This is a genomic window from Acetivibrio ethanolgignens (assembly GCF_001461035.1).
GTDB lineage: Bacteria > Bacillota > Clostridia > Lachnospirales > Lachnospiraceae > Velocimicrobium > Velocimicrobium ethanolgignens.
The window spans coordinates 27,069-48,913 of record NZ_LNAM01000101.1; the positions used below are offsets into that span (position 1 = coordinate 27,069).

The window sequence follows — 21,845 nt, forward strand, 5'->3', positions numbered from 1 at the left end:
TGGCACAATGAGAACAAGAGAAGGGGTAATTAAATATGGACTATCCTTTCCGGATACCTATCAGGATGCTCCTTTTCATGATGATAACTGGCAGCTGGTAAGGGTGCGGAAAAATAAAAAAGTATTTCTTTGGATCTATGAAAAAGGCGGGAATTTGTGTATCAATATTAAGGTTGACCTCGAATGGAAGGATTTATGGAGAAGTAGATATGAAGCGGTTATACCTGGTTATCATCAGAAGCAGGAACGCTGGAATACAGTAATATTAGATGGGACAGTTCCAAAGAAGAAAATTAAGAGAATGATAGAAGAGAGCTATGATTTGGTATTAAAATAGATTTTGAGGAGGAAGCATGGAGCTTATTGTTTTTTATGAAGACAGGGATATTATTGTATGCGAAAAGCCTGCCGGAGTACCATCCCAGAGCGATAGAACTCAGGATATAGATATGATAAGTAAAATCAAGAATTATCTGCGGGAAAAGGAGCCAGAGGGCGGTGTGCCTTATGTAGCAGCTGTGCATCGTCTGGATAGGCCGGTAGGTGGCATTGTGGTATATGCAAAGACACCAAAGGCAGCGGCAGGGATAAGTAGGCAGATACAGAACGGGCAGATGGAAAAACAATATCTGGCTGTGGTATGCGGTGATTTTTCTGATGAGATTGGTAAGGATACAGAACTTTGTGATTATCTGAAAAAGGATGGGCGGAGGAATCTTTCTATAATAGCAGGGGAGAAGGATGGAGAGGCTAAAAAGGCAAGGCTTTCCTATCAGGTATTGGGGACGGTAAAGGATAAAGAAGAAAGAGGTCTAAGTCTTTTAAATGTTCGACTTTTTACCGGACGTCATCATCAAATCCGGGTACAGCTTTCCCAACACTTGGCTGGTATTTGGGGAGATACAAAATATAATCCTGGTGAAAAGGAAAGGGCTGGTTTTAAAGAAATTGCCTTATATTCCTGGCAATTGTCTTTTCATCATCCTATAACGGGAAAGCAATTATCCTTTGAATCTATACCGAAAAAATATCCATTTTCAGAGTTTTTTGTATTGAAGGAAAAAAATAAATAATAATCCGGCAACCGGAAGATACTAAAGGAAAAGTGTCGAGGTGATTGCATGGAAAAAAGAGAATATCGGGAGATTTGTATTTTGATAGGAACTACGGCAGCAGTGTATTTGGGCTTCAAATATCTGCTGCCTTTGGTAGCTCCTTTTTTATTTTCCTGGTTGATAGCCTGGATGCTTCTGCCTGCTGTTACCTTTTTAAAGAAACGGCTCCATATTTCAAAGGGAATTGGAGGAACACTTTTAATTGCGATGCTGATTGGTATCCTGGGGTTTTTAGTGCTTGGACTGGGGCGGCTAGGACTTTCCCAGCTCGGAAAACTGGCACGGGATTTCCCGGTTTACGAACAGCTTTTTAAGACTCAGGCAGCTGAATTTTGTGGATATTGCGATGAGCTTTTCAGCCTTGAAAAAGGAGAATGCCACAGACTTATGGAGCTGGGGATGGAGCAGGCTGGTGGCGTGGTTCGGACAAGGCTTTTACCGGAGCTTTCCAGACAGACGGTATTTGGTGTAGGAAAGCTGTTTTCGGCACTCTGGATTTTGCTTCTTGTATTTTTAGGGACGTTTCTGATTGTGCGGGATAGTGATGACTTGAAGGTTATCTGGGAAGAATCGGTGTGGTATCAGAAGGGAAGAGGGGTTCTGGCCAGGCTTTCTAAAACCGGTCTTGCCTATGGAAAGGCCCAGCTTATCATTATGGGATTTACCATATTGGTATGCGGAATTGGAATTTTCTTGACAGGAAATCCCTATAGTCTCCTGATTGGTGCGGTAATTGCAGTACTGGATGCCCTTCCGGCCATTGGCAGTGGGCTCATTTTGATACCATGGAGTATTATTAAGGTTTTTAAGGGACAGCTTTTCCATGGAGCAGTGCTCCTTAGCTGCTATGTAATCTGCCAGGTGCTGCGGCAGCTGATAGAGAGCAAAATAATAGGCGACAGGATTGGAATAAAGCCCATATTTACCATAATTGCCATGTATGCTGGCCTTAAGCTGTTTGGTATTCTCGGGTTTATTCTCGGACCTGCCGCCCTGATTATTATTAAAACGAGTCTGCAAAGTCTATGGTGATATTGCCTACACCGCCACTAACCTCCAAAGAGTAAGGAGCTCCCGGATTTTCGGTATAGGTATCGTCAAATTTTATTTTGTTTCCGTTGAGGGTCATTGTGCCTAAGCCTTTCTCTAAGGAGAGATAGTAGTTTTCTCTAGAATCAGAAAGAGAAAGCTCGGTATTGCCTACACCGCAGTTAATAGAGGTGTGGCCTTGAAGTGTGCCGCTAAAAATGACGTTTCCTACACCGGAGTCGATTTCCGCATTACCAAAGGCTGAGCTGGTAAATTTGATGTTGCCGGTACCACCGTCAATATCAGCAGAAGAAGCAGTGACCTGGAATCCTTTAATATCGCCGACTCCGGCATCAATATCCAGATGTTCCATAGCCAGCTTTTCCAGCTCAATATTGCCCACACCGCCGTTAAGCTCCACTTCTTTTGCAGTAAAGTCCTGTGGAACGGTAATATGGATAGAAGCGTTACGTTGCTTATTGGCATTATCTAAAAGGTCGAACAGGTTATTTAAGGAAAAATTTCTGAAGCTATTCGGCTCTTCCAGAATCAGGGTATTTCCATCCTGCTTTACGATATAACCATTATAGACATTATGAAGCTCTACCTGAATTTCATTAACATCATCTTTTTTTAAGTAAACAGAATAGATAGAAGCATCAAGCTTGATATTCTGAATACCGGAGAAGGAAAGCTCACGGTCAGAAAAATCTGTGGCAGTATATCTGCCACGGTTCTTATTACTGCTGTCAAAGGAATCTGTAATAAGGATGCCAGAATGGTGTCCCTGATAATGGCTGTCTGGGGAATATACACCGGTTAGGAATAAAACACTTGTTACAATGCCACCGATAATAGCTGCAATTAACAGGATGGCAAGGGTTGTTGCGAGATATTTGACAAATTTCTGCTGAGTATTCATTTTATTTCAACACCTCCAAACAAACAGGTTGCGTTAATAAAAACGGTAGGAGCATCCGGACTTGTCATGTAACGTCTGCGGTTAGTTACACCGCCGAAAACCGGAGTGCTCTGAACCTTTACATTTACGTAGTTCGGAAGAAAAATTTCGATACCGCCAAAGGTAGTATTACAATAAATAGTTACATTTTCATTGATAATGGCATTTTCCAAATGGAGGTCTACAGCACCAAAATAGGCATTGGCAGTTGTACCGTGAAAAATCTCGTTATCAAAATTTATATTCTGGGCGGCGAAGGTGGAAGTGTAGGCTTCGCTTCCGTTGGCATGGGTACTGTGCTCCCAGTCACTGTTGCTCCCTGCTGTGTAGTTGTTTGCACCTGTGTAGCTTTCTCCTCCGTAGCTTCCGGAAGAGTTTTGTCCGTTGGGGCCGAAGTGGCCGTTCCTGGGTGTTTTCTGGAAGGTATTGGCAAACATGATACCAAGACCCACAATAACCAGAATAACAGGAATAATCAACTGGCCTACAAGCCGCATGTTAAAGAAGCCCTGGCGTGATAAAAGAAGCATGACACCAATGACAAGGCCGATGCTTGTACCGGTCTGAAACCCGTTCTGGATGATGGAGATTCCACAAGGAATAATAATAAAGAAGGTCCACCAGCCAGGAAAGAATAAATTAAAGTCCCAAAGATTAAAAGCGTTACCTGCGAAGCCGATACCGATAAGGATAAAGAACAGACCCCACAAAATGTTGGATAAACGTGAACGCATATGATTACCTCCTGATTTATTTGATGGCTTTATTATAGGAGAAAAAGTCTGAAAAGCCTAGTTACATTTGCAAGGAAAATAATGTGACAAATGTAATAATCTGGCTTGACAATAGTGAAAAATTCCCTTAAAATCAACAATATGATACAGCGATGAAAAGGGATAGTACGAAAAGAAGGGCTGTTAAAGAGAGAGAATGACAGGTGGAACATTCTTACAGCGGCTTTTCGGAACCTGCCTTGGAGCTTCTGTGCGAAAGCATAGCGTAGCTGCGGCGTTAACGCATACAGGAATCCCCGCATTGGGAGGTTCTAAAGGAGAACTGGGAAAGCAAAAGACTGCTTTGGACAGTTAATAAGGGTGGTACCGCCGATTTTCGGTCCCTTGTTACAGGGGGGTCGATTTTTTTATTTGATGGAAAAGTGCGTCCTATCGAATAAAAAGCTCTCCGGGCAAAAATGCAGGAGGAGAATTTCGACTTCTAGGAAAAGTTTATTTAAAAACAAGGAGGATTACATTTTATGGCACAGGAAAAGAAGTTAGTAGAAGAGATTACTTCTATGGAAGAGGATTTCGCACAATGGTATACCGATGTGGTGAAGAAGGCGGAATTGATTGATTATTCCAGCGTAAAAGGCTGTATGGTAATTAAGCCGGCTGGTTATGCTATTTGGGAAAATATCCAGAAGGAGCTGGACAGAAGGTTTAAGGAAACAGGGGTAGAGAATGTATATATGCCAATGTTTATTCCAGAAAGTTTGCTGGAAAAGGAAAAGGACCATGTAGAGGGCTTTGCACCTGAGGTTGCCTGGGTAACCCATGGCGGTTTAAGCAGGCTTCAGGAGAGACTTTGCGTTCGGCCTACTTCCGAAACACTGTTTTGCGATTTTTACGCAAATGAGATTCAGTCTTACAGAGATCTGCCAAAATGTTATAACCAGTGGTGTTCTGTTGTCCGTTGGGAAAAGGAAACCAGGCCATTTTTACGTTCCAGAGAGTTCCTGTGGCAGGAGGGACATACTGCTCATGCGACTGCTGAGGAGTCAAAGGAGCGTACAGAGCTTATGCTGAATGTATATGCGGATTTCTGTGAGGAGGTTCTGGCGATACCGGTTATCCGCGGCAGAAAGACAGATAAGGAAAAATTTGCAGGAGCAGAGGCAACTTATACGATTGAAGCACTGATGCACGATGGTAAGGCACTGCAGTCCGGGACAAGCCACGACTTTGGTGATGGTTTTGCAAAAGCCTTTGGTATTCAGTATACCGATAGAGATAATAAGCTAAAATATGTACACCAGACCTCCTGGGGTATGACGACCCGGTTAATTGGGGCGATTATCATGGTACACGGAGACGATTCCGGTCTGGTACTGCCTCCAAAAATTGCGCCTACTCAGGTTATGATTATTCCGATTATGCAGCAGAAGGAAGGCGTTCTGGAAAAGGCAGCTGAACTTAAGGGCGTATTATCCTCTAACTTCCGCGTTAAAGTAGATGATTCAGACAAGAGTCCTGGCTGGAAGTTTAGTGAACAGGAGATGCGTGGTATTCCTGTCCGTATTGAGTTGGGACCAAAGGATATCGAGGCAAACCAGTGTGTGATTGTAAGACGTGATACCAGAGAAAAGCTGGTTGTATCCTTAAATGAGGTAAATGAAAAGCTTTCTGAGATTCTGGAAACAATGCAGAATGATATGCTGGAGCGTGCAAGAGCTCATAGGGATACACATACCTACGTGGCTACTGATTACGAAGAGTTTAAGCAGACCATCACTGAAAAGCCGGGCTTTGTAAAGGCTATGTGGTGTGGTGATGAGGCTTGTGAAAATAAGATTAAAGAGGACACTTCTGCAACTGCTCGTTGTATGCCATTTCCAGAGAAGCAAGAGCAGATTGCAAATACCTGTATCTGCTGCGGAAAGCCTGCTAAAACCATGGTATATTGGGGCAAGGCATACTAAGAGTATTGTAAATCTATAAGAAAAAGAAAGGTGGGTTTGAGGTGGTAATGGAAATTCCGGATAAAGTGGCATATATTATTACTACTCTTATGGAACATGGCTTTGAAGCATACGCCGTCGGCGGCTGTGTCCGTGACACGATTCTAGGCCGGATTCCGGGAGACTGGGATATTACCACCTCGGCCCGGCCGGAGCAGGTAAAGGAGCTGTTTAAACGGACCATTGACACGGGAATCCAGCACGGGACTGTTACTGTTATGCTGGAAAAAGAGGGCTTTGAGGTTACAACCTACCGGATTGATGGAGAATACGAGGACAGCCGTCATCCAAAAAGTGTAGAATTTACCACAAATCTGATTGAAGATTTAAAAAGACGCGATTTTACGATTAACGCTATGGCGTATAATCCGGCAACAGGGATTGTTGATGCTTTTGATGGCATGGGAGATATGGAGCGGAGGATCATCCGCTGTGTTGGAGAAGCTGAGGAACGTTTTGACGAGGACGCCTTGAGAATGCTTCGGGCTGTGCGGTTTGCTGGGCAGCTAGGATTTTCTATTCATGAGGATACAAAAAAGGCCATTTGCAAAAAGGCAGAGACCTTGAAAAATATCAGTGCCGAACGAATCCGGGTGGAGCTGGATAAGCTTTTGACCTCGCAGAATCCGGGATTTTTGATGACAGCCCTTGAAACTGGGATGACTCAGGTGATTTTACCGGAGTGGGATGCTATGGCAATAACAGAGCAGAATAATCCGCATCATATTTATAGTGTCGGCGGTCATACCATAAAGGTGCTGGAGGCAGTACAGGCTATCTGGAAGGAGCAGGGAAATCAGGAGGATAAGAAAGGGTATTCTATTCTTTGCTGGGCAGCATTTTTGCATGACTGTGGAAAGCCACAGGTGAAAAGCCGGGATGAAAAGGGAATTGACCATTTTTACGGTCACGATGAAACCGGAAGCAGGCTGGCAAGAGAAATACTGCGTCGGTTGAAATTTGATAACTATACGATTGATATGGTAACCCGTCTGGTAAAATGGCACGATTACTGCTTTGATGATAAGCCGGTGGCGGTGCGCAGGGCAGCCAGCAAAATTGGTACAGATTTGATGGAGGATTTGTTTCTTTTACAGAGAGCGGATATATTGGGGCAGAATCCGAAGACCTGGAAGGAAAAGCTTTCAAAGCTTTCCAGGGCAGAAAAAATCTACCAGGAGATCCGGGAGGCTGGAGAATGCTTGAGCTTGAAGGAGCTTCAGGTGAATGGAAAGGATTTAATTAAGCATGGTTTTGCACCGGGAAAGGAACTGGGAGAAATACTAGCAGAACTTCTGGCACAGGTGCTTAAGAATCCCGAAAAGAATGAGAAGGAGATATTACTTTCATTGGCAGAGGAATATAGAGGGAAGGTATAGGCTATGACAGATGCATTTAATAATCAAGCGGCCTTTGATATGGTGGTGCCATATAGTTATAAGGAAGAAAAGAAGGCAAGGCGTGGAGCACAGCTATGTTGCCCATTAGAAAAAGGCATGAAAAACGCCTCCCGTACATAATATTTAAAGTGAATATTATGTGCGGGAGGTTTTTTGGTTGGAGGAACGATTTGAAGAGATTTTGAGCCATTATGATATAGATATACATAGCATGAGTCGTATCAGGAGTGGATTTTTGCTGGAAACGGATGAAAATCTTTATCTTTTGAAAAAAGCAGAGGGAAGTGACCGCCGACTGGGGTACGAGGAACAGGTGGCAGATTTTCTGATGATGTGTGGTTATCCGAGGACAGACCGCCCGGTACGAAATAAGGAGGAACTTCTGGTGACAGAGGATACAATGGGAGAACGGTATCTTTTAAAGGAATGGTACCGGGGTGAGGAGTGCAGTGCCCGAGACCGAGAGGCCCTTCTGGCAGCAGCGGGCAATCTGGCAAGATTGCATCGTTTTTTAGAAAAAACAACTCTCTTAGAGCCTCCCGTCTGCAACGAAGCCTTTCACTTGGCAGAAACGATGGAAAAGCGTACGCGGGAGCTGAAAAGGGTTTATAGCTATATTCGTAGCAAGAAGCAGAAAAATGAATTTGAAATTAACATCTTAAATTCGTTTCCGGCTTTTTTTGAGCAGGCACAGAATACGCTGGAGCAGATGAATAAATTTCCTTTGGAGAAGCTTTTGGAAGAGGTACAGAAAAATGTGACACTAGTGCATGGCTCCTACAGCTATCATAATCTTTTATTTACCAGCAGAGGAATTGCTACCCTTAATTTTGATAAAGGCGGAATAGGCTTGCAGATTATGGATCTGTATTATTTTATGAGGAAGGTAATGGAAAAAAATGAATGGAAGCAAGCCATGGGAGAACGGATGCTGCGGGAGTACAATAAACAGAAGACCCTGTCTGAGATACAGTGGGAGCTTTTGGGGATTTTGCTATCCTATCCGGAGAAATACTGGAAAATATTGAATCATTATTACAACAACAAAAAATCCTGGATAGCCATTAAGGATGTAGAAAAACTGGAGGCAGTACGGGAACTGGAGAATGAAAAAAAGATGTTCCTAAAAGACGTGTTTTCTCTTTCCTTTTAACCCCAATTGGGGTATAATGTTCGTATAACGCAGAGGCAGGCAGAGTTCACCAGAAAACGTAAATCATGCTTGCATGAAATTTGCGTTTTCTGGTGAACTCTATTTGCCGAGCGGAGCGAGGCTTAAAAAATGCGAAGGGTTTTTTAAGGCCTGCCTCCGAAAGAGAAGGAGAGTTCTATGTCCACAAAAGGGAAAGGCTTTTGGTTCCTGGGGGGAATGGTTATCATCATTATCTTTGCAGCAGCCATTGCCATTGCAAATACAACGAAAAAAAGCAGTAAGCCGGCTGCTCCCATAGAAAGCCAGCCAGCCAAAGAGGAAATAAAGGACGGCTATGATACCAAAATACTTGGTATCGTAAAGGAAATTGATGAAATTGAAGGCACAATCACTATTTATGATACGGATGCAGATATTGACAGAACTCTTACCTATACCGGCGGCACCCGTGTAGTGGACCGTTATGACAAGGAGCGGCTGATTAGCTGGCTTATGATAGGTGAATTAGTCAATGCTTATTACTATCAGGCCAGCTATAAGCTCACAAAAGTAGAAATCAATAAAGAGGCCTGGGAATACGGTGGTATTAACCGTTTTCAATTTGACATGACGAATCAGAGAGTAACGATAGCCCAGAAGCTTTATTATTATGAAAAAGACTTATTTGTCACAGGAGCTGGTGAGGAACTGGGTCTTATAGATATCAATGCCAGAGATGAGCTTATGATGAAGGGAATTGGCAACCAGGTCTATTCCGTAATCATTACAAAGGGGCACGGCTATATCCGTCTGGCAAATTATGATGCCTTTTTAGGAGGTACGATAGAAGTCGGATATGGTATTATAATGCCTGTAACAAAAGATATGCTGATAGCTGCCAGAGAAGGTACCTATAAGGTAAAGATGGAAAATGGAGAGCTTACCGGCACAAAGGAAGTGACAATTAAGCGGAATGAGGAATATACCCTTGATATGTCAGAATTCCGTGTAGATGAAGAGAGAGTTGGAAAAGCAGTATTTATGATAGATCCGGAGGGAGCTAAGCTGTATATCAATGGAATTGAAACGGATTACAGTAAAAAGCTTAGGCTCAACTACGGTGATTATGAAATCCGGGTAGAAATGGAGGGTTATACAACCTTCCAGGGAATACTTACTATAGAGGAAAAGACTCCTGTCATCTGTGTCAGCCTATCCATAGATGGAGCAGATACGTCAGGTACGACAGATGGTGTAACGATAACGCCATCAGATACTGACAGCAGCCCGGATAGTACAGAAGGTGACAGTTCTGATATAGAAGAAGCTTCAGAGAGTACGGAAAGCAGTGCTAACAGCTTTTGGACAACCCTGGTGGATGAGGACCATGTAATTACAATTTCAGCACCGGTGGGGGCAAAGCTTTACTGGAATGGTGCCTATAAGGGAGTGGTACCGGTTACCTTTGCCAAGGAAATCGGCAACCATGTGATTACCTTCAGCCAGACGGGCTGCCTTACCCGGAGCTATAGCTGTGAGATAACAGATGATGGAAGCGATGTTACCCTAAACTTCCCGGATATGGTGAAAAAAGAATCTAATTAAGAATGGAGGATATAGGATGGATTACAAAAAAATGTATGAGGAGTGGCTTTCTAACCCGTATTTTGACGAAGCCACAAAGGATGAGCTCAGAGGTATCGCAGCAGACGAAAATGAAATCAGGGAACGCTTTTATGCGAACCTGGAGTTTGGAACTGCGGGACTGCGTGGCATCATCGGAGCAGGAACAAACCGTATGAACATCTACACTGTAAGAAAGGCAACCCAGGGACTTGCAAATTATATTAAAAAGCAGGGTAAGGAGGCACAGGGTGTAGCGATTGCGTATGATTCCCGACGGATGTCTCCGGAATTTGCAGATGAAGCGGCACTCTGTCTGTGTGCCAATGGAATCAAAGCTTATGTATTTGAAAGCCTCAGACCGACTCCGGAGCTTTCCTACGCAGTAAGAAAATTAGGCTGTGCAGCCGGTATCAACATTACCGCCAGCCATAATCCACCGGAGTATAACGGCTATAAGGTGTACTGGGAGGACGGTGCTCAGATTACTCCTCCTCATGATAGTGGTATCATGGATGAGGTAAAGGCAGTTACCGATTATAATACAGTGAAAACGATGGACAAGGCAGCTGCCCAGACAGCGGGCTTGTACCAGGTAATAGGAAAAGACATTGATGATACATACATCGAAGAACTGAAAAAGCAGGTCATTCATTGGGACAGTATTGAAGCAGAGCGTGATAATTTAAAGATTGTTTATACACCACTTCATGGAACCGGCAACATTCCAGTACGCCGGATGCTGAAGGAAATGGGCTTTGCCCATGTTTATGTAGTACCGGAGCAAGAGCTTCCTGATGGGGAATTCCCAACAGTAAGCTATCCGAATCCGGAGGCTTTAGAGGCCTTTACTCTGGCACTGAAGCTTGCTAAGGAAAAGGATGCTGACCTAGTACTGGCAACAGACCCGGATGCCGACCGTCTTGGTGTTTATGTAAAGGATACAAAGAGCGGAAGCTATATTCCTCTGACTGGTAATATGTCAGGAAGTCTTCTGGCAGACTATGTCATTGGACAGAAAAAAGAGGTTAATGGAAGTCTTCCGGCAGATGGAGTACTGATTAAAACCATCGTTACCTCTAATATGGCAGCAGCTATTGCAAAGCACTATGGTATCCGTTTAATTGAGGTGCTGACCGGCTTTAAGTATATCGGACAGCAGATTTTAGGCTTTGAAACCAGTGGAAAGGGAGAGTATCTCTTTGGCTTTGAAGAGAGCTATGGCTGTCTTATCGGAACCCATGCACGAGATAAGGATGCAGTCGTAGCGACAACAGCACTCTGTGAAGCAGCCGCGTATTATAAGACAAAAAATATGACTCTCTGGGATGCTATGCTTGCCATGTATGAAAAGTACGGCTACTACAAGGAAGGTGTTAAGGCTATTGGCTTAAGCGGTATCGAGGGACTTCAGAAGATTCAGAATATTATGAACACCTTAAGAGAGAATACACCAGATGAGGTTTGCGGTTATAAGGTTTTAGCAGCCAGGGATTATAAGCTGGATACCAAAAAGGATATGGTAAGTGGTGAGGTAACGAAAACCGGCCTTCCAGCCTCTAACGTACTCTATTATGAGCTGGAAAACAATGCGTGGTTGTGCGTAAGACCTTCCGGTACAGAACCAAAGATTAAGTTCTACTTTGGTATTGTAGGAACCTCCTTAGAAGATGCTGAAGAAAAAGCGGCAGGATTTATGAAGAGGATTGAAGCTATGGTAAATGAGCTGGTATAAAAACTCCATTTTTTCATAAAATGACACCAAAAGAATATTTAGGAGTATTTTATGAAACAATTTATACGGTGGATTTTAACAGCTGGTCTTTTCCTTACAACGGGAGTTCTTCTTACTGGCTGCGGATTAAAAAAACAGAAGGAAGAAAAAGGCGAAAGGCTAGAATATACCATAGTTGAAGAGCTTTCCATACCGGAGGAGCTAAAGGGCATGATAGAGGAAAAAAAGGAAGGTGAATTCCAAATCAGCTATGCCGATGGAGAAGACTTGTATCTGGTGGCAGGCTATGGCGAGCAGCCGACTGGTGGTTACAGTATCGTGGTAGAACGGCTGGAGGAGACTCCAGAGGCTGTCTATGTCGAAACAAATCTGCTGGGACCGGATAAGGAACAGACGATATCGCCAAAGCCAAGCTATCCGTATATTGTAATAAAAACAGAGTTTCGTGATAAGGGTATTTATTACAAATAAAAAAAGGACTAAATGATTACAAAGCCACTTCTTCTGCAGGTTGATTGCCTAAGCAGCAGGAGTGGCTTTTTCTTTGTTCGTCTCAAAATTAGATACACCAACAGATACGATTGTTGTATATCATAAAAAGACATATTTTATAGGTGCTTCTCAGCCAATTACACAAGAATAAATGGATTTTACTAAGTTTTTATGCTATAATTAATACATAGAGGAATTCTATCTTTCATGGGAAAACGAAGTGATTCAAATTGCAAAGACCGAATCGAACGCAGTGAAAGGAAAGCCAGAAAGAGTTTATCAGCAAGTCTAAGAGATTGGAGAGATGGCAGTCAGAGCTAAAGTTGGGCTTTTTACTCATTGCTGTTTCTCCACAGAAGGCTTAACTAAAGAAAAGGATAAGGAGGTACAATAAATGAAACATATGTCTTTAGATGTCAGGGTTCCAATTGAGGAAGGCAATCCAAGTATTATAAGAAAGGAGGACAAATGTATCAAGTGTGGTATGTGTAGAGAGGTCTGTACGCAGAAGATTGGTGTACATGGAACCTATACCTTTGACCAGACAGGGGGAAAGGCAGTCTGTATTCAATGTGGACAATGTGCTAATGTCTGTCCACCAAATAGCATTACTGAGAGGTATGAGTATGGAGCTGTCAGGGAAGCAGTAAAGAATCCGGATAAAATCGTAATTGTGAGCACGTCACCATCGGTAAGGGTTGCGATTGGAGAGGAATTTGGTATGTCTGCTGGTTCCTTTGTGGAAGGCAGAATGATTAGCCTTCTTCGAAAATTAGGTGTTGACTATGTCCTTGACACAAACTTTGCAGCAGATCTTACTATTGTAGAAGAGGCAAGTGAGCTGATTGAAAGAATCGTAAAAAAGGATAAGCCTCTTCCGCAGTTTACCAGCTGCTGTCCTGCGTGGATAAAGTTTACAGAGCTTTATTATCCAGAGCTTTTGCCAAATTTATCGACAGCAAAAAGTCCAATTGGTATGCAAGGACCAACAATAAAAACGTATTTTGCAAAGAAAATGGGATTAGACCCTGATAAAATAGTCAACGTAGCATTGACACCATGTACAGCCAAGAAATATGAAATCAGAAGAGAAGAGATGCGAGATGCTGCAGACTATCTTGGAAAGCCTGATTTGCGTGATATGGACCTTGTCATTACAACAAGGGAGCTTGCACTTTGGGCAAAGGAAGAGGGACTTGATTTTGATAGTCTGGAGGATTCGTCCTATGACCGTTTTATGGGAAAGGGCTCCGGTGCTGCTGTAATTTTTGGAAATACCGGCGGCGTGATGGAGGCAGCTGTGAGGACAGCATATGAATACATTACCGGAGAAAATGCACCGGATCCATTATTTCAATTAGAGCCAGTGCGTGGCTATGATGGAATACGGGAAGCTTCTCTAAAGATAAAAGACATGGAGATTAACGTTGCGGTTGTTTATGGAACAGCGAATGCCCGTAAGATGATAGAACGCGTTAAGAAAGGAGAAAAAGAATATCATTTTATTGAAGTAATGACCTGTCCTGGCGGTTGTATCGGTGGAGGCGGCCAGCCTAAGGATTTAATGAAGGATGCAGAGCAGGTTCGTAAGGACAGGATTGCAGGCTTATATGACCAAGACGAGAAAATGACCCTCCGCAAGAGTCATGAGAACCCGGAGATTATACAATTGTATGAAGAGTTCTATGGAAAGCCGTTAAGTGAAATGGCAGAAAAGATGTTACATACATTCTATGAGGATAAAAGTATGACAATTCAGTTGAAAGGAGAAAAAGAAATGGCAAAATGGAGATGTAAGGTATGTGGTTATGTACATGAGGCAGAGGAGCTTCCAGCAGATTTTCTGTGTCCAATCTGTAAACAGCCGGTAACTGTTTTTGAAAAGCTAGAGGAGGGCAATGCAGATGGAAAATACGCCGGAACACAGACTGAAAAGAATCTTGAGGCTGCTTTTGCAGGAGAATCAGAGGCTAGGAATAAGTATACCTATTTTGCAGCTGTGGCAAAAAAAGAAGGCTATGAGCAAATAGCTTCTCTTTTCCTTAAGACTGCAGAAAACGAGAGAGAGCATGCAAAGCTGTGGTTCCAAGAGCTGGGAGGTATCGGAGATACAGCTCATAATCTTGAAGCTGCCGCGGCTGGAGAGAATTATGAATGGACAGATATGTACGAAGGCTTTGCAAAGACTGCAGAGGAAGAGGGCTTCCCTGAACTGGCTACCAAATTCCGTATGGTAGGTGCAGTTGAGAAGCATCACGAGGAGAGATATAGGGCACTGCTGAAGAATGTAGAAACAGCGGCTGTATTTGCTAAAAGTGAGGTAAAGGTATGGGAGTGCAGAAACTGTGGACATATTGTGGTAGGAACTAAAGCACCAGAGGTATGTCAGGTATGCAGCTATTCCCAAAGCTATTTCGAGGTTCATGCGGAGAATTACTAGTGTAGTAGCAAAATAGATGAGCTGACAGGCTGCGAAGAGATTATTTTTATTGAAAAATCAAAGAGACTGTTTTTCGCTGTAAATCAGGGAAAAGCAGTCTCTTGTGTTATTCTGGTAACAGGACAGCCCTATCAGTCATATCTTTTGGAAAATCTATCTTGAAGATATATTTATCTCCTCGAATGATAGTAAGAACGGCTTACATGATAGCGTTCCGAAAGATAGCGTTCAGATGGAAGAGGGGTGTTTTCTATATATTCTAAAGAATGAATGGATTCTAATATTTTTTGATAGACTTCAAGATATAATACATTAGTTGCATTTTCGTTGCCTCCTAAAGGAATATACTTAGATCATATATTAATATGCTACTATAAGTAGTAAAAAATAACAAATAATTTTGTTTAGAATAGTAGGTGGTATTTTTAATATGAAGGGATGCATACAATAGAAGAAAACAGACAGGAGCCTTCATGGATAGTGGTAAGATTGATAACCAGCTGAGTCTGGCCCTTAATGTGACTAATCGGGAAAGAGAAAAGACTTTGGATTTAGAGGTGGGCTTTGAGCCAGAAGAGAAACGCTGGGAGTTGATTGTACGGTATGTGGGAAGTCTTGAGAGGATTCAAAGAGAGCTTTCGGCAGAGGTTACTACTCTGATGAGTGGCTATGCAGTAGTGATAGTCGCAGAGGATAGGATAGATGAACTGGTAGGCTACGAAGAAATTATTTTTATTGAAAAACCAAAGAGACTGTTTTTCGCTGTGAATCAGGGAAAAGCAGTCTCTTGTATTGTTCCGCTAACAAGACCGCCCTATCAGTTGACCGGAAGGGGTGTTATATTGGGGTTGGTTGATTCGGGAATTGACTACAGCCATCCTGATTTCCGGAGAGAGGATGGAAGCACCCGGATACTGGGGCTGTGGGATCAGACAATATCGCAGGAGACACTGGGGCCGCCGCCGGGCTACACGGTGGGTACCTTATATACGGAAGAACGGATTAATGAGGCTTTAGCGGCTGGAAGCCGACAGGCAGCTCTTGAACTGGTGCCCTCGGTGGATTTGTCAGGGCATGGCACCCATGTAGCCGGTATCTGCGGTGGCAATGGAAGGGCAAGCCGGGGGCAGTATACAGGTGTAGCACCGGAAAGTGAGCTTCTGGTTGTAAAGCTGGGAAATACGGAGGGAGATTCTTTCCCAAGAACTACAAGGCTTATGGAGGCAGTAAACTGGATTATTGAAGTGGCAACCCAGCGAGGTCGGCCGGTCGCTATTAATTTAAGCTTTGGAAACAGTTATGGCTCCCATAGCGGACGTTCACTTTTAGAGACCTATTTGAATACAATGGCAGCAATTTGGAAAAATGTAATCTGTATTGGAACTGGTAATGATGGAGTTGCAGGGCGGCATGTCAGCGGAAAGGTCGGCAGGGATTTTCTAAATCAGGCAGGAATTACCGAGGTAGAATTTGCAGTAGCTGAAGGAACCAGTTCCATCAACCTGCAGTTGTGGAAAAACTTTTATGATGATTACGATGTGGAGCTTGTAAGCCCTGGCGGGCAGGAAAGCGGAAGAATCAGTCGTGTTCTAGGAACGCAGAGATTTACACTGGAGCAGACGGAAATTCTTATGTATTATGGAGAACCGGTTCCCTACAATCCTTTACAGGAGCTGTATTTTGATTTTATTCCGGTAAGGCAGAGGATGAATGCTGGCATCTGGAAAATTCGTTTTTTTCCGCGAAGGCTAATTGAGGGTACCTTTGATTTGTGGCTTCCGGCAGGTGGACAGCTTTCAGCAGATACCCGGTTTTTACGACCGACAGAAGAAACAACCCTTACGATACCTTCAACGACAGATAGGGCGATTTCTGTTGGAGCCTACGATGGAAGAACCAACAGCTATGCCCCCTTTTCCGGGCGTGGCTTTACCCGGGACAACCGGACGGTAAAGCCGGATTTGACAGCTCCGGGGGTAGGAATTATGTCTACAGCTCCTGGCGGCGGCTATGCAGTAAAAAGCGGAACCTCTATGGCAACACCTTTTGTGACAGGCTCGGCGGCACTTTTAATGGAATGGGGAATTGTACAGGGAAATGATCCTTATCTGTATGGAGAAAAGATTCGTGCCTATTTAATTAACGGAGCCAGGCAGCTGCCGGAGGAGGAAGGTTACCCAAATCCACTGTTTGGTTATGGGGCACTTTGTTTGTTAGACAGCTTGCCGCAATAGGCTACAAGATTTTGTGGATATCAAACAAAAAGTTGACAAGATATTGTGACGTAAAAGCTGAAAGTGCAAAAAAAATTGTATAATATGCACAAAAATGAAATGGAAAATTGTGCAATACAACTATGGAATAAAAAGAAAGAAAATTAAGAAAACAAAATCTTGCATTAAAAGAAACTGAAAATCAAGAGGATGTTGTGCATAATATTACACACAACTAAATACAATGAGCTGAATTTTCTGAAAATTCTATTGACAAATATTGTCTCTTATGATATAGTTGACTGAGTAAAACCAGAATGAGGGAGGCATATCATGAGACAGCTGGACGTAGGACAGGTAAGAAAAGTAGTAAATGCTCATATTGGGAGCAGGGTGCGTATTAAATCGAACAAAGGAAGACATAAAATTGATGTGACTGAAGGCATTATTACAGAGACTTATCCAAGTATTTTTCTGGTAGAGGTAGCTAATGACGTCGAGGCGACCAGCCAGATGGTGTCTTATAGTTATACGGATGTGCTGACAAAGGATGTATGCCTTTCTTTGATGTAGCTGCTTTGGATATAAATCAGAACCGGTAGATGTGTGCCGGTTCTTTTTTTGTGTTCTTTGGAATATAGTGTAAGGAACAGGAGGGATAATATGGAGCTGTTAAAGAGAAGTATTCACATGAACCAGGTAAAATGCAGCAGTATGGTGCAGCTGACTCTGGATGATGATTTTAACGTACCGGATGTAAAGCCGGATGTCGAGTGGATAGTAAAGGAACAGGGGCATGTAGTGATTACAGACGTGGTACCAATGAATGGTCGCTTTCAGATAAAGGGAAAGCTTGTTTTTAATCTTCTATACATCAGTGAGGATAGAGAACGTCCGGTACACCATATTACAGGAGAGGTTCCTTTTGAGGAAATTGTCAATATGGATGAAATTGATGGCGGGGAAACCATTGCTGTAAAATGGGAATTAGAGGACATGACAGCTTCCCTGATTAATTCCAGAAAACTAAATGTAAGAGCGATTCTGACACTGAACTTCTGTGCTGAGACCGGCTACGAAGAGGAAACAGCAACCGGGATTGAAGGGGAGGAGGGCATCCAGTCAAAGAATAAGACAATACATATTACAAATGCACCGATTGTGAAGAAGGATACTCTCCGGGTAAAGGATGAGGCGAGTCTGCCGTTGGGAAAACCGAATATTGAGGATTTGCTGTATAGGAATCTGGAGCTGCGGAATCTGGAGCTTCGTCTGCTTGGCGACAAGCTTTCGATAAAAGGGGATTTGGAGCTTTTTCTTCTGTATGCCGGAGAAAGCCAGGAGACACCATTGGATTATTGGACAGTTGTTGTCTCTGTAAGCAGTATGCTGGAATGCAGTGGCTGCAGGGAGGATATGATTGGTGATATAGGGATTTCCATTTTGTCAGAGGATATTGCAGTCAAGCCGGACGAAGATGGGGAGCAGAGGACACTGGATATAGAAGCTGTGCTGGAGCTGGATATCAAGCTTTATGAAGAGGAAGAAATAGAGCTTCTGGAGGATTTTTATTCGACAACCCAGATACTTTCACCGGTAAAAAAGGAGGCACATTATAAAAATCTTTTGATGAAAAATGCCAGTAAGTTAAGGCTTTCTGAGAATATTCGGCTGGAGCAGGGGCAGCTTCCGATTCTGCAGGTGTGCAATGTCTCCGGCAGTGTAAAGCTGGATGAAGAGAAAATCGAGGAAAGTGGTATCAGGGTTGAGGGTGTTTTGGAGGTGCAGGTACTTTATATTACAGAGGATGACCTGCGGCCGGTCAACTCAATGAAGCAGAGTATTCCTTTTGAACAGCTAATTGAAGTGAAAAATATAAAACCGGATTCTACCTTTGATATTCGTCCTTTTGTAGAGCAGCTTTCTACGCTGATGGTGAGTGCAGATGAGCTGGAGGTAAAGGCTTCTCTTGGGCTGGAAGCATTGGTGTTTGATTCGTTAAAGGAAGAGATTATTACCGAAATAAAGGAAGAGGGAAGTCTTCTTGATAAGCTTAGTGAGCTTCCGGGACTGGTAGGCTATATCGCAAGCGAAAAAGAAAGCCTTTGGGATATCGCAAAGGCTTTTAATACAACATTAGAAAGTATCATGGAGCTCAATGAGCTGGAAACAGAGGCAGTAAATCCTGGTGATAAGCTGCTTTTGATGAAGCAGGTAGATTCTATACCACTGTTGCAAGAAACACCACGTTAGAAGGATTCTGTTTCCGACATAGCTTAAGGGCATTGTTTGCGGCGGCTTCTTCTGTGAAAATACCAAACACAGTGGGGCCGCTACCGCTCATTAATGCATTTTTTGCTCCTGCATTTTTCATAATATCCTTTAGCTGGCCGATAACCGGATATTCTGGAATGGTAACTGATTCTAACACATTTTCCATCCGGCTTATAACACCCTCAAGCTGTCCGGTCTGGATAGCCTCTGTCATACCGTCAATATCCGGATGGGACGGCAGGGTATCTAGGCTTAGATTTTCATATACAAATTTGGTAGATACATGCATTGGCGGTTTGGCAATCAAAACAAAGCACTCCGGCAGCTTAGGAAGCGGAGTCAGAACTTCACCGATGCCCTCGGAAAGAGCGGTGCCGCCAAGGATGCAGTAAGGAACATCGGCTCCCAGCCGGACAGCACGTTCCATTAGCTCTTCTTTTGTAAGACCAAGCTGAAACAGCTGGTTTAGACCAACCAGGGCTGCTGCTGCATCAGTACTGCCGCCGGCCATGCCTGCTGCGACAGGAATATGCTTGTCCAGGTGGATGGAAACGCCTTCCCTAATACCAAATTCTTCCTTTAAAAGCAGGGCGGCCTTGTACACCAGATTATTTTCATTGGTTGGAAGATAGGAAAGATTTGTTTTTATGGAAATATCGTCCTTTTTACAGGCACGGATGTTTAAACGGTCATGCAGACTGATAGTCTGCATAATCATGCGGACTTCGTGATAGCCATCTTCCCGGCGGTGGACAACATCCAGTCCAAGATTGATTTTTGCATAGGCACGAAGCTTGATAGTATCCATAAAAACCTCCTCAGCGTAAAATATAAGTCTATTATACACAAGCAGGGTATAAAATGCAAATAGCTGGAAAGAATTTTCCTTAAAGAGAAGCTAAGGAGGCGTACATAAATGAAGGAAAAGAAAATTTTCTGGCTACTTGTGGCATTCATTATAGGTATTTTATTACTTTTTCATAAGGAAAGGAGAGACCAGGTGAGCTATCAGGAGGCGATTGCAGAGGAAATTATCCGCCTGCACGTCATTGCTGACAGTGACAGGGATTGTGACCAGGAGCTTAAATTGAAGGTTAAGGATGCAGTAGTAGAAAGGCTGCGGGGAGAGCTTGACGGGGCAGAGAGCGTAGAAGAAGCAAGAGAAATCATTGGTGATAATCTGGGCGAGCTGGAGGTGATTTCGCAGGAGGTAATTGAGGAGAATGGTTTTTCCTACAAAGCTACGGCATCTCTAGGACAGGCTGTATTTCCGGTAAAGCAGTATGGTGATTTGGTATTTCCGGCGGGAGAATATGAGGCCTTGCGGATTTTTCTTGGTAAAGCAGAAGGGAGAAACTGGTGGTGTGTTATGTTCCCGACTCTGTGCTTTGTGGACGAGACAAAGCAGGAGATTACTGAAGAAAATAAGGAAAAATTTAAGGAGGTTCTGACAGAGGAGGAATATGAAAGCCTTTGCCAGAAGAAAGAAGACCAGATATTTTTCAAGTTAAAAATCGTGGAATACCTAAATAAGGTTATTGATTATTTTTCTATTTAAGAGTACAATCAGAATACAGACTTGAAAGCCAGCGTAGCGGCAAAAGTCTGAAAAAGGAAGCTATGCAGAAAAGAGGTTAAGCGTGAATAAGAAAACTATTGCAGTGCTGTTCGGAGGACAGTCCTCAGAGCATGAGGTATCCTGCGTATCAGCAGCAACGATTATTTCCAATATAGATACAGAAAAGTATGAAGTGATTTTGATTGGTATTACAAAGGATGGAAGATGGCTAAAGGCTGCCTGTCTTGAGGATGTGAAGTCTGGTGTCTGGAGAGACAGTAAGACAACAGCAGTGCTTTCTCCAGATGCTTCCCATAAGGGTATTATTTTCATGGAGGAAGGAAAAGCTCAGGTAGTTAAGGTGGATGTGGTATTTCCGGCACTTCATGGCCTGTATGGAGAGGATGGTACGGTTCAGGGGCTTTTAAAACTGGCTGGTATCCCCTATGTGGGCTGCGGCGTAGTGGCTTCTGCTGTGTCCATGGACAAGTTTTATACCAAGGTTATTGTGGACACCTTACATATCCGCCAGGCAAAATATGTGCCGGTGCACAAGCATGAGCTTAGAGATATGGACAGTGTGATTGCCCGGGTGGAAAAAGCACAGAGCTATCCGGTATTTGTAAAGCCGTCCAATGCAGGCTCTTCCTGTGGCGTCTCTAAGGCTTCTAACCGGAAAGAGCTTATAAAGGCATTAGAGCTGGCAGCAGAGCATGATAAAAAGATTTTGGTGGAAGAAACCATCCTAGGCCGTGAGGTGGAATGTGCTGTTCTTGGTGCTTATGAGCCAAAGGCTTCCGGTGTAGGTGAAATCCTGGCGGCAGCTGATTTTTATGATTATGATGCAAAATATAATAATACAGAGTCTAAGACGATCATTTCTCCAGAGCTTCCAGAGGGAGTTGAGGAGACCATCCGTAAGGCTGCTGTTGATATTTTCCGTGCAGTAGATGGCTTTGGTTTATCCAGAGTTGACTTTTTTGTAGAAAAGGATACAAACGAGGTTGTATTTAATGAAATCAATACCTTGCCTGGTTTTACTGCCATCAGCATGTATCCGATGCTTTGGGAAGCAAAGGGAATTGGTAAAAAGGAACTGGTAAATAAGCTGATTGACCTGGCTTTTGTGCGTTAGG

General features: G+C 43.3%; 20 protein-coding genes and 1 other annotated feature. Of the genes, 16 read left to right on the plus strand and 4 right to left on the minus strand.

Features of this window, described 5'->3' with window-relative positions; translation table 11 throughout:
• The first annotated feature begins 7 nt into the window (after window positions 1-7).
• The 3 genes from ASU35_RS05505 to ytvI are packed head-to-tail and all read left to right on the plus strand — an operon-like array spanning window position 8 to window position 2,147.
• Window positions 8-337: an MmcQ/YjbR family DNA-binding protein gene (locus tag ASU35_RS05505; protein ID WP_058352049.1), complete on the plus strand. Its 330-nt coding sequence runs from the start codon at window positions 8-10 to the stop codon at window positions 335-337.
• Between the two features lie 16 nt (window positions 338-353).
• Window positions 354-1,073 carry an RluA family pseudouridine synthase gene (locus tag ASU35_RS05510; protein ID WP_058352050.1) on the plus strand — a complete coding sequence of 240 codons (720 nt, stop codon included), beginning with the start codon at window positions 354-356 and terminating at the stop codon, window positions 1,071-1,073.
• Window positions 1,074-1,121: 48 nt separating this feature from the next.
• Window positions 1,122-2,147 carry a sporulation integral membrane protein YtvI gene (gene ytvI / locus ASU35_RS05515; protein WP_058352051.1) on the plus strand — a complete coding sequence of 342 codons (1,026 nt, stop codon included), beginning with the start codon at window positions 1,122-1,124 and terminating at the stop codon, window positions 2,145-2,147.
• Here the strand turns inward: ytvI and ASU35_RS05520 are convergent.
• Window positions 2,119-3,066: a DUF4097 family beta strand repeat-containing protein gene (locus ASU35_RS05520; RefSeq protein WP_058352052.1), complete on the minus strand. Its 948-nt coding sequence runs from the start codon at window positions 3,064-3,066 to the stop codon at window positions 2,119-2,121. The genes ytvI and ASU35_RS05520 overlap by 29 nt on opposite strands.
• The gene (locus tag ASU35_RS05525) at window positions 3,063-3,839 is read right to left on the minus strand and encodes a LiaF transmembrane domain-containing protein (RefSeq protein ID WP_058352053.1); all 777 of its coding nucleotides are present in this window, start codon (window positions 3,837-3,839) and stop codon (window positions 3,063-3,065) included. The genes ASU35_RS05520 and ASU35_RS05525 overlap by 4 nt, the downstream gene beginning before the upstream one ends.
• 143 nt (window positions 3,840-3,982) lie before the next feature.
• Window positions 3,983-4,227: a binding site (T-box leader), on the plus strand.
• Between the two features lie 133 nt (window positions 4,228-4,360).
• Between ASU35_RS05525 and proS the strand changes: the two genes are divergently transcribed.
• The 8 genes from proS to rbr all read left to right on the plus strand — a co-directional run bounded on the left by proS (window position 4,361) and on the right by rbr (window position 14,664).
• Entirely contained in the window at window positions 4,361-5,803 is a 1,443-nt protein-coding gene (proS, locus tag ASU35_RS05530; protein ID WP_058352054.1) for a proline--tRNA ligase, read from the plus strand.
• 41 nt (window positions 5,804-5,844) lie between these two features.
• Window positions 5,845-7,221, plus strand: coding sequence for a CCA tRNA nucleotidyltransferase (locus ASU35_RS05535; RefSeq protein WP_058352055.1), 1,377 nt, complete (start codon window positions 5,845-5,847; stop codon window positions 7,219-7,221).
• Between the two features lie 3 nt (window positions 7,222-7,224).
• On the plus strand, window positions 7,225-7,362 hold the full coding sequence (locus tag ASU35_RS19155; RefSeq protein ID WP_156059363.1) for a hypothetical protein: 138 nt from the start codon (window positions 7,225-7,227) through the stop codon (window positions 7,360-7,362).
• A gap of 37 nt (window positions 7,363-7,399) precedes the next feature.
• Window positions 7,400-8,395, plus strand: coding sequence for a CotS family spore coat protein (locus tag ASU35_RS05540; RefSeq protein WP_058352056.1), 996 nt, complete (start codon window positions 7,400-7,402; stop codon window positions 8,393-8,395).
• A 177-nt stretch (window positions 8,396-8,572) separates the two neighbouring features.
• The gene (locus ASU35_RS05545; protein ID WP_058352057.1) at window positions 8,573-9,979 is read left to right on the plus strand and encodes a PEGA domain-containing protein; all 1,407 of its coding nucleotides are present in this window, start codon (window positions 8,573-8,575) and stop codon (window positions 9,977-9,979) included.
• A 16-nt stretch (window positions 9,980-9,995) separates the two neighbouring features.
• Window positions 9,996-11,732, plus strand: coding sequence for a phospho-sugar mutase (locus ASU35_RS05550; RefSeq protein ID WP_058352058.1), 1,737 nt, complete (start codon window positions 9,996-9,998; stop codon window positions 11,730-11,732).
• Window positions 11,733-11,783: 51 nt separating this feature from the next.
• The gene (locus tag ASU35_RS05555; protein WP_058352059.1) at window positions 11,784-12,203 is read left to right on the plus strand and encodes a protease complex subunit PrcB family protein; all 420 of its coding nucleotides are present in this window, start codon (window positions 11,784-11,786) and stop codon (window positions 12,201-12,203) included.
• 415 nt (window positions 12,204-12,618) lie between these two features.
• Window positions 12,619-14,664, plus strand: coding sequence for a rubrerythrin (gene rbr / locus ASU35_RS05560; protein ID WP_058352060.1), 2,046 nt, complete (start codon window positions 12,619-12,621; stop codon window positions 14,662-14,664).
• Between the two features lie 170 nt (window positions 14,665-14,834).
• On the opposite strand, the gene ASU35_RS20690 is transcribed toward rbr, so the two are convergent.
• Window positions 14,835-15,008, minus strand: a complete 174-nt coding sequence (locus ASU35_RS20690; protein ID WP_083504154.1) for a GntR family transcriptional regulator — start codon at window positions 15,006-15,008, stop codon at window positions 14,835-14,837.
• A 129-nt stretch (window positions 15,009-15,137) separates the two neighbouring features.
• On the opposite strand from ASU35_RS20690, the gene ASU35_RS05565 reads away from it, so the two are divergent.
• The 3 genes from ASU35_RS05565 (at window position 15,138) to ASU35_RS05575 (ending at window position 19,130) form a co-directional block, all read left to right on the plus strand.
• Window positions 15,138-16,898, plus strand: coding sequence for a S8 family peptidase (locus tag ASU35_RS05565; protein WP_058352061.1), 1,761 nt, complete (start codon window positions 15,138-15,140; stop codon window positions 16,896-16,898).
• 312 nt (window positions 16,899-17,210) lie between these two features.
• Window positions 17,211-17,450 (plus strand): Veg family protein, encoded by a 240-nt coding sequence (locus ASU35_RS05570; RefSeq protein WP_058352062.1) that lies wholly within the window; start codon window positions 17,211-17,213, stop codon window positions 17,448-17,450.
• Between the two features lie 90 nt (window positions 17,451-17,540).
• Window positions 17,541-19,130 carry a DUF3794 and LysM peptidoglycan-binding domain-containing protein gene (locus ASU35_RS05575; protein WP_058352063.1) on the plus strand — a complete coding sequence of 530 codons (1,590 nt, stop codon included), beginning with the start codon at window positions 17,541-17,543 and terminating at the stop codon, window positions 19,128-19,130.
• On the opposite strand, the gene ispE is transcribed toward ASU35_RS05575, so the two are convergent.
• Window positions 19,099-19,959 carry a 4-(cytidine 5'-diphospho)-2-C-methyl-D-erythritol kinase gene (ispE, locus tag ASU35_RS05580; protein WP_058352064.1) on the minus strand — a complete coding sequence of 287 codons (861 nt, stop codon included), beginning with the start codon at window positions 19,957-19,959 and terminating at the stop codon, window positions 19,099-19,101. The two genes, ASU35_RS05575 and ispE, sit on opposite strands and share 32 nt — an antisense overlap.
• A 108-nt stretch (window positions 19,960-20,067) precedes the next feature.
• Here ispE and spoIIR point away from each other — a divergent pair, with 108 nt between their 5' ends.
• The gene (gene spoIIR, locus ASU35_RS05585) at window positions 20,068-20,709 is read left to right on the plus strand and encodes a stage II sporulation protein R (RefSeq protein ID WP_058352065.1); all 642 of its coding nucleotides are present in this window, start codon (window positions 20,068-20,070) and stop codon (window positions 20,707-20,709) included.
• Window positions 20,710-20,791: 82 nt separating this feature from the next.
• On the plus strand, window positions 20,792-21,844 hold the full coding sequence (locus ASU35_RS05590; protein ID WP_058352066.1) for a D-alanine--D-alanine ligase family protein: 1,053 nt from the start codon (window positions 20,792-20,794) through the stop codon (window positions 21,842-21,844).
• The last annotated feature ends 1 nt before the right edge of the window (window position 21,845 follow it).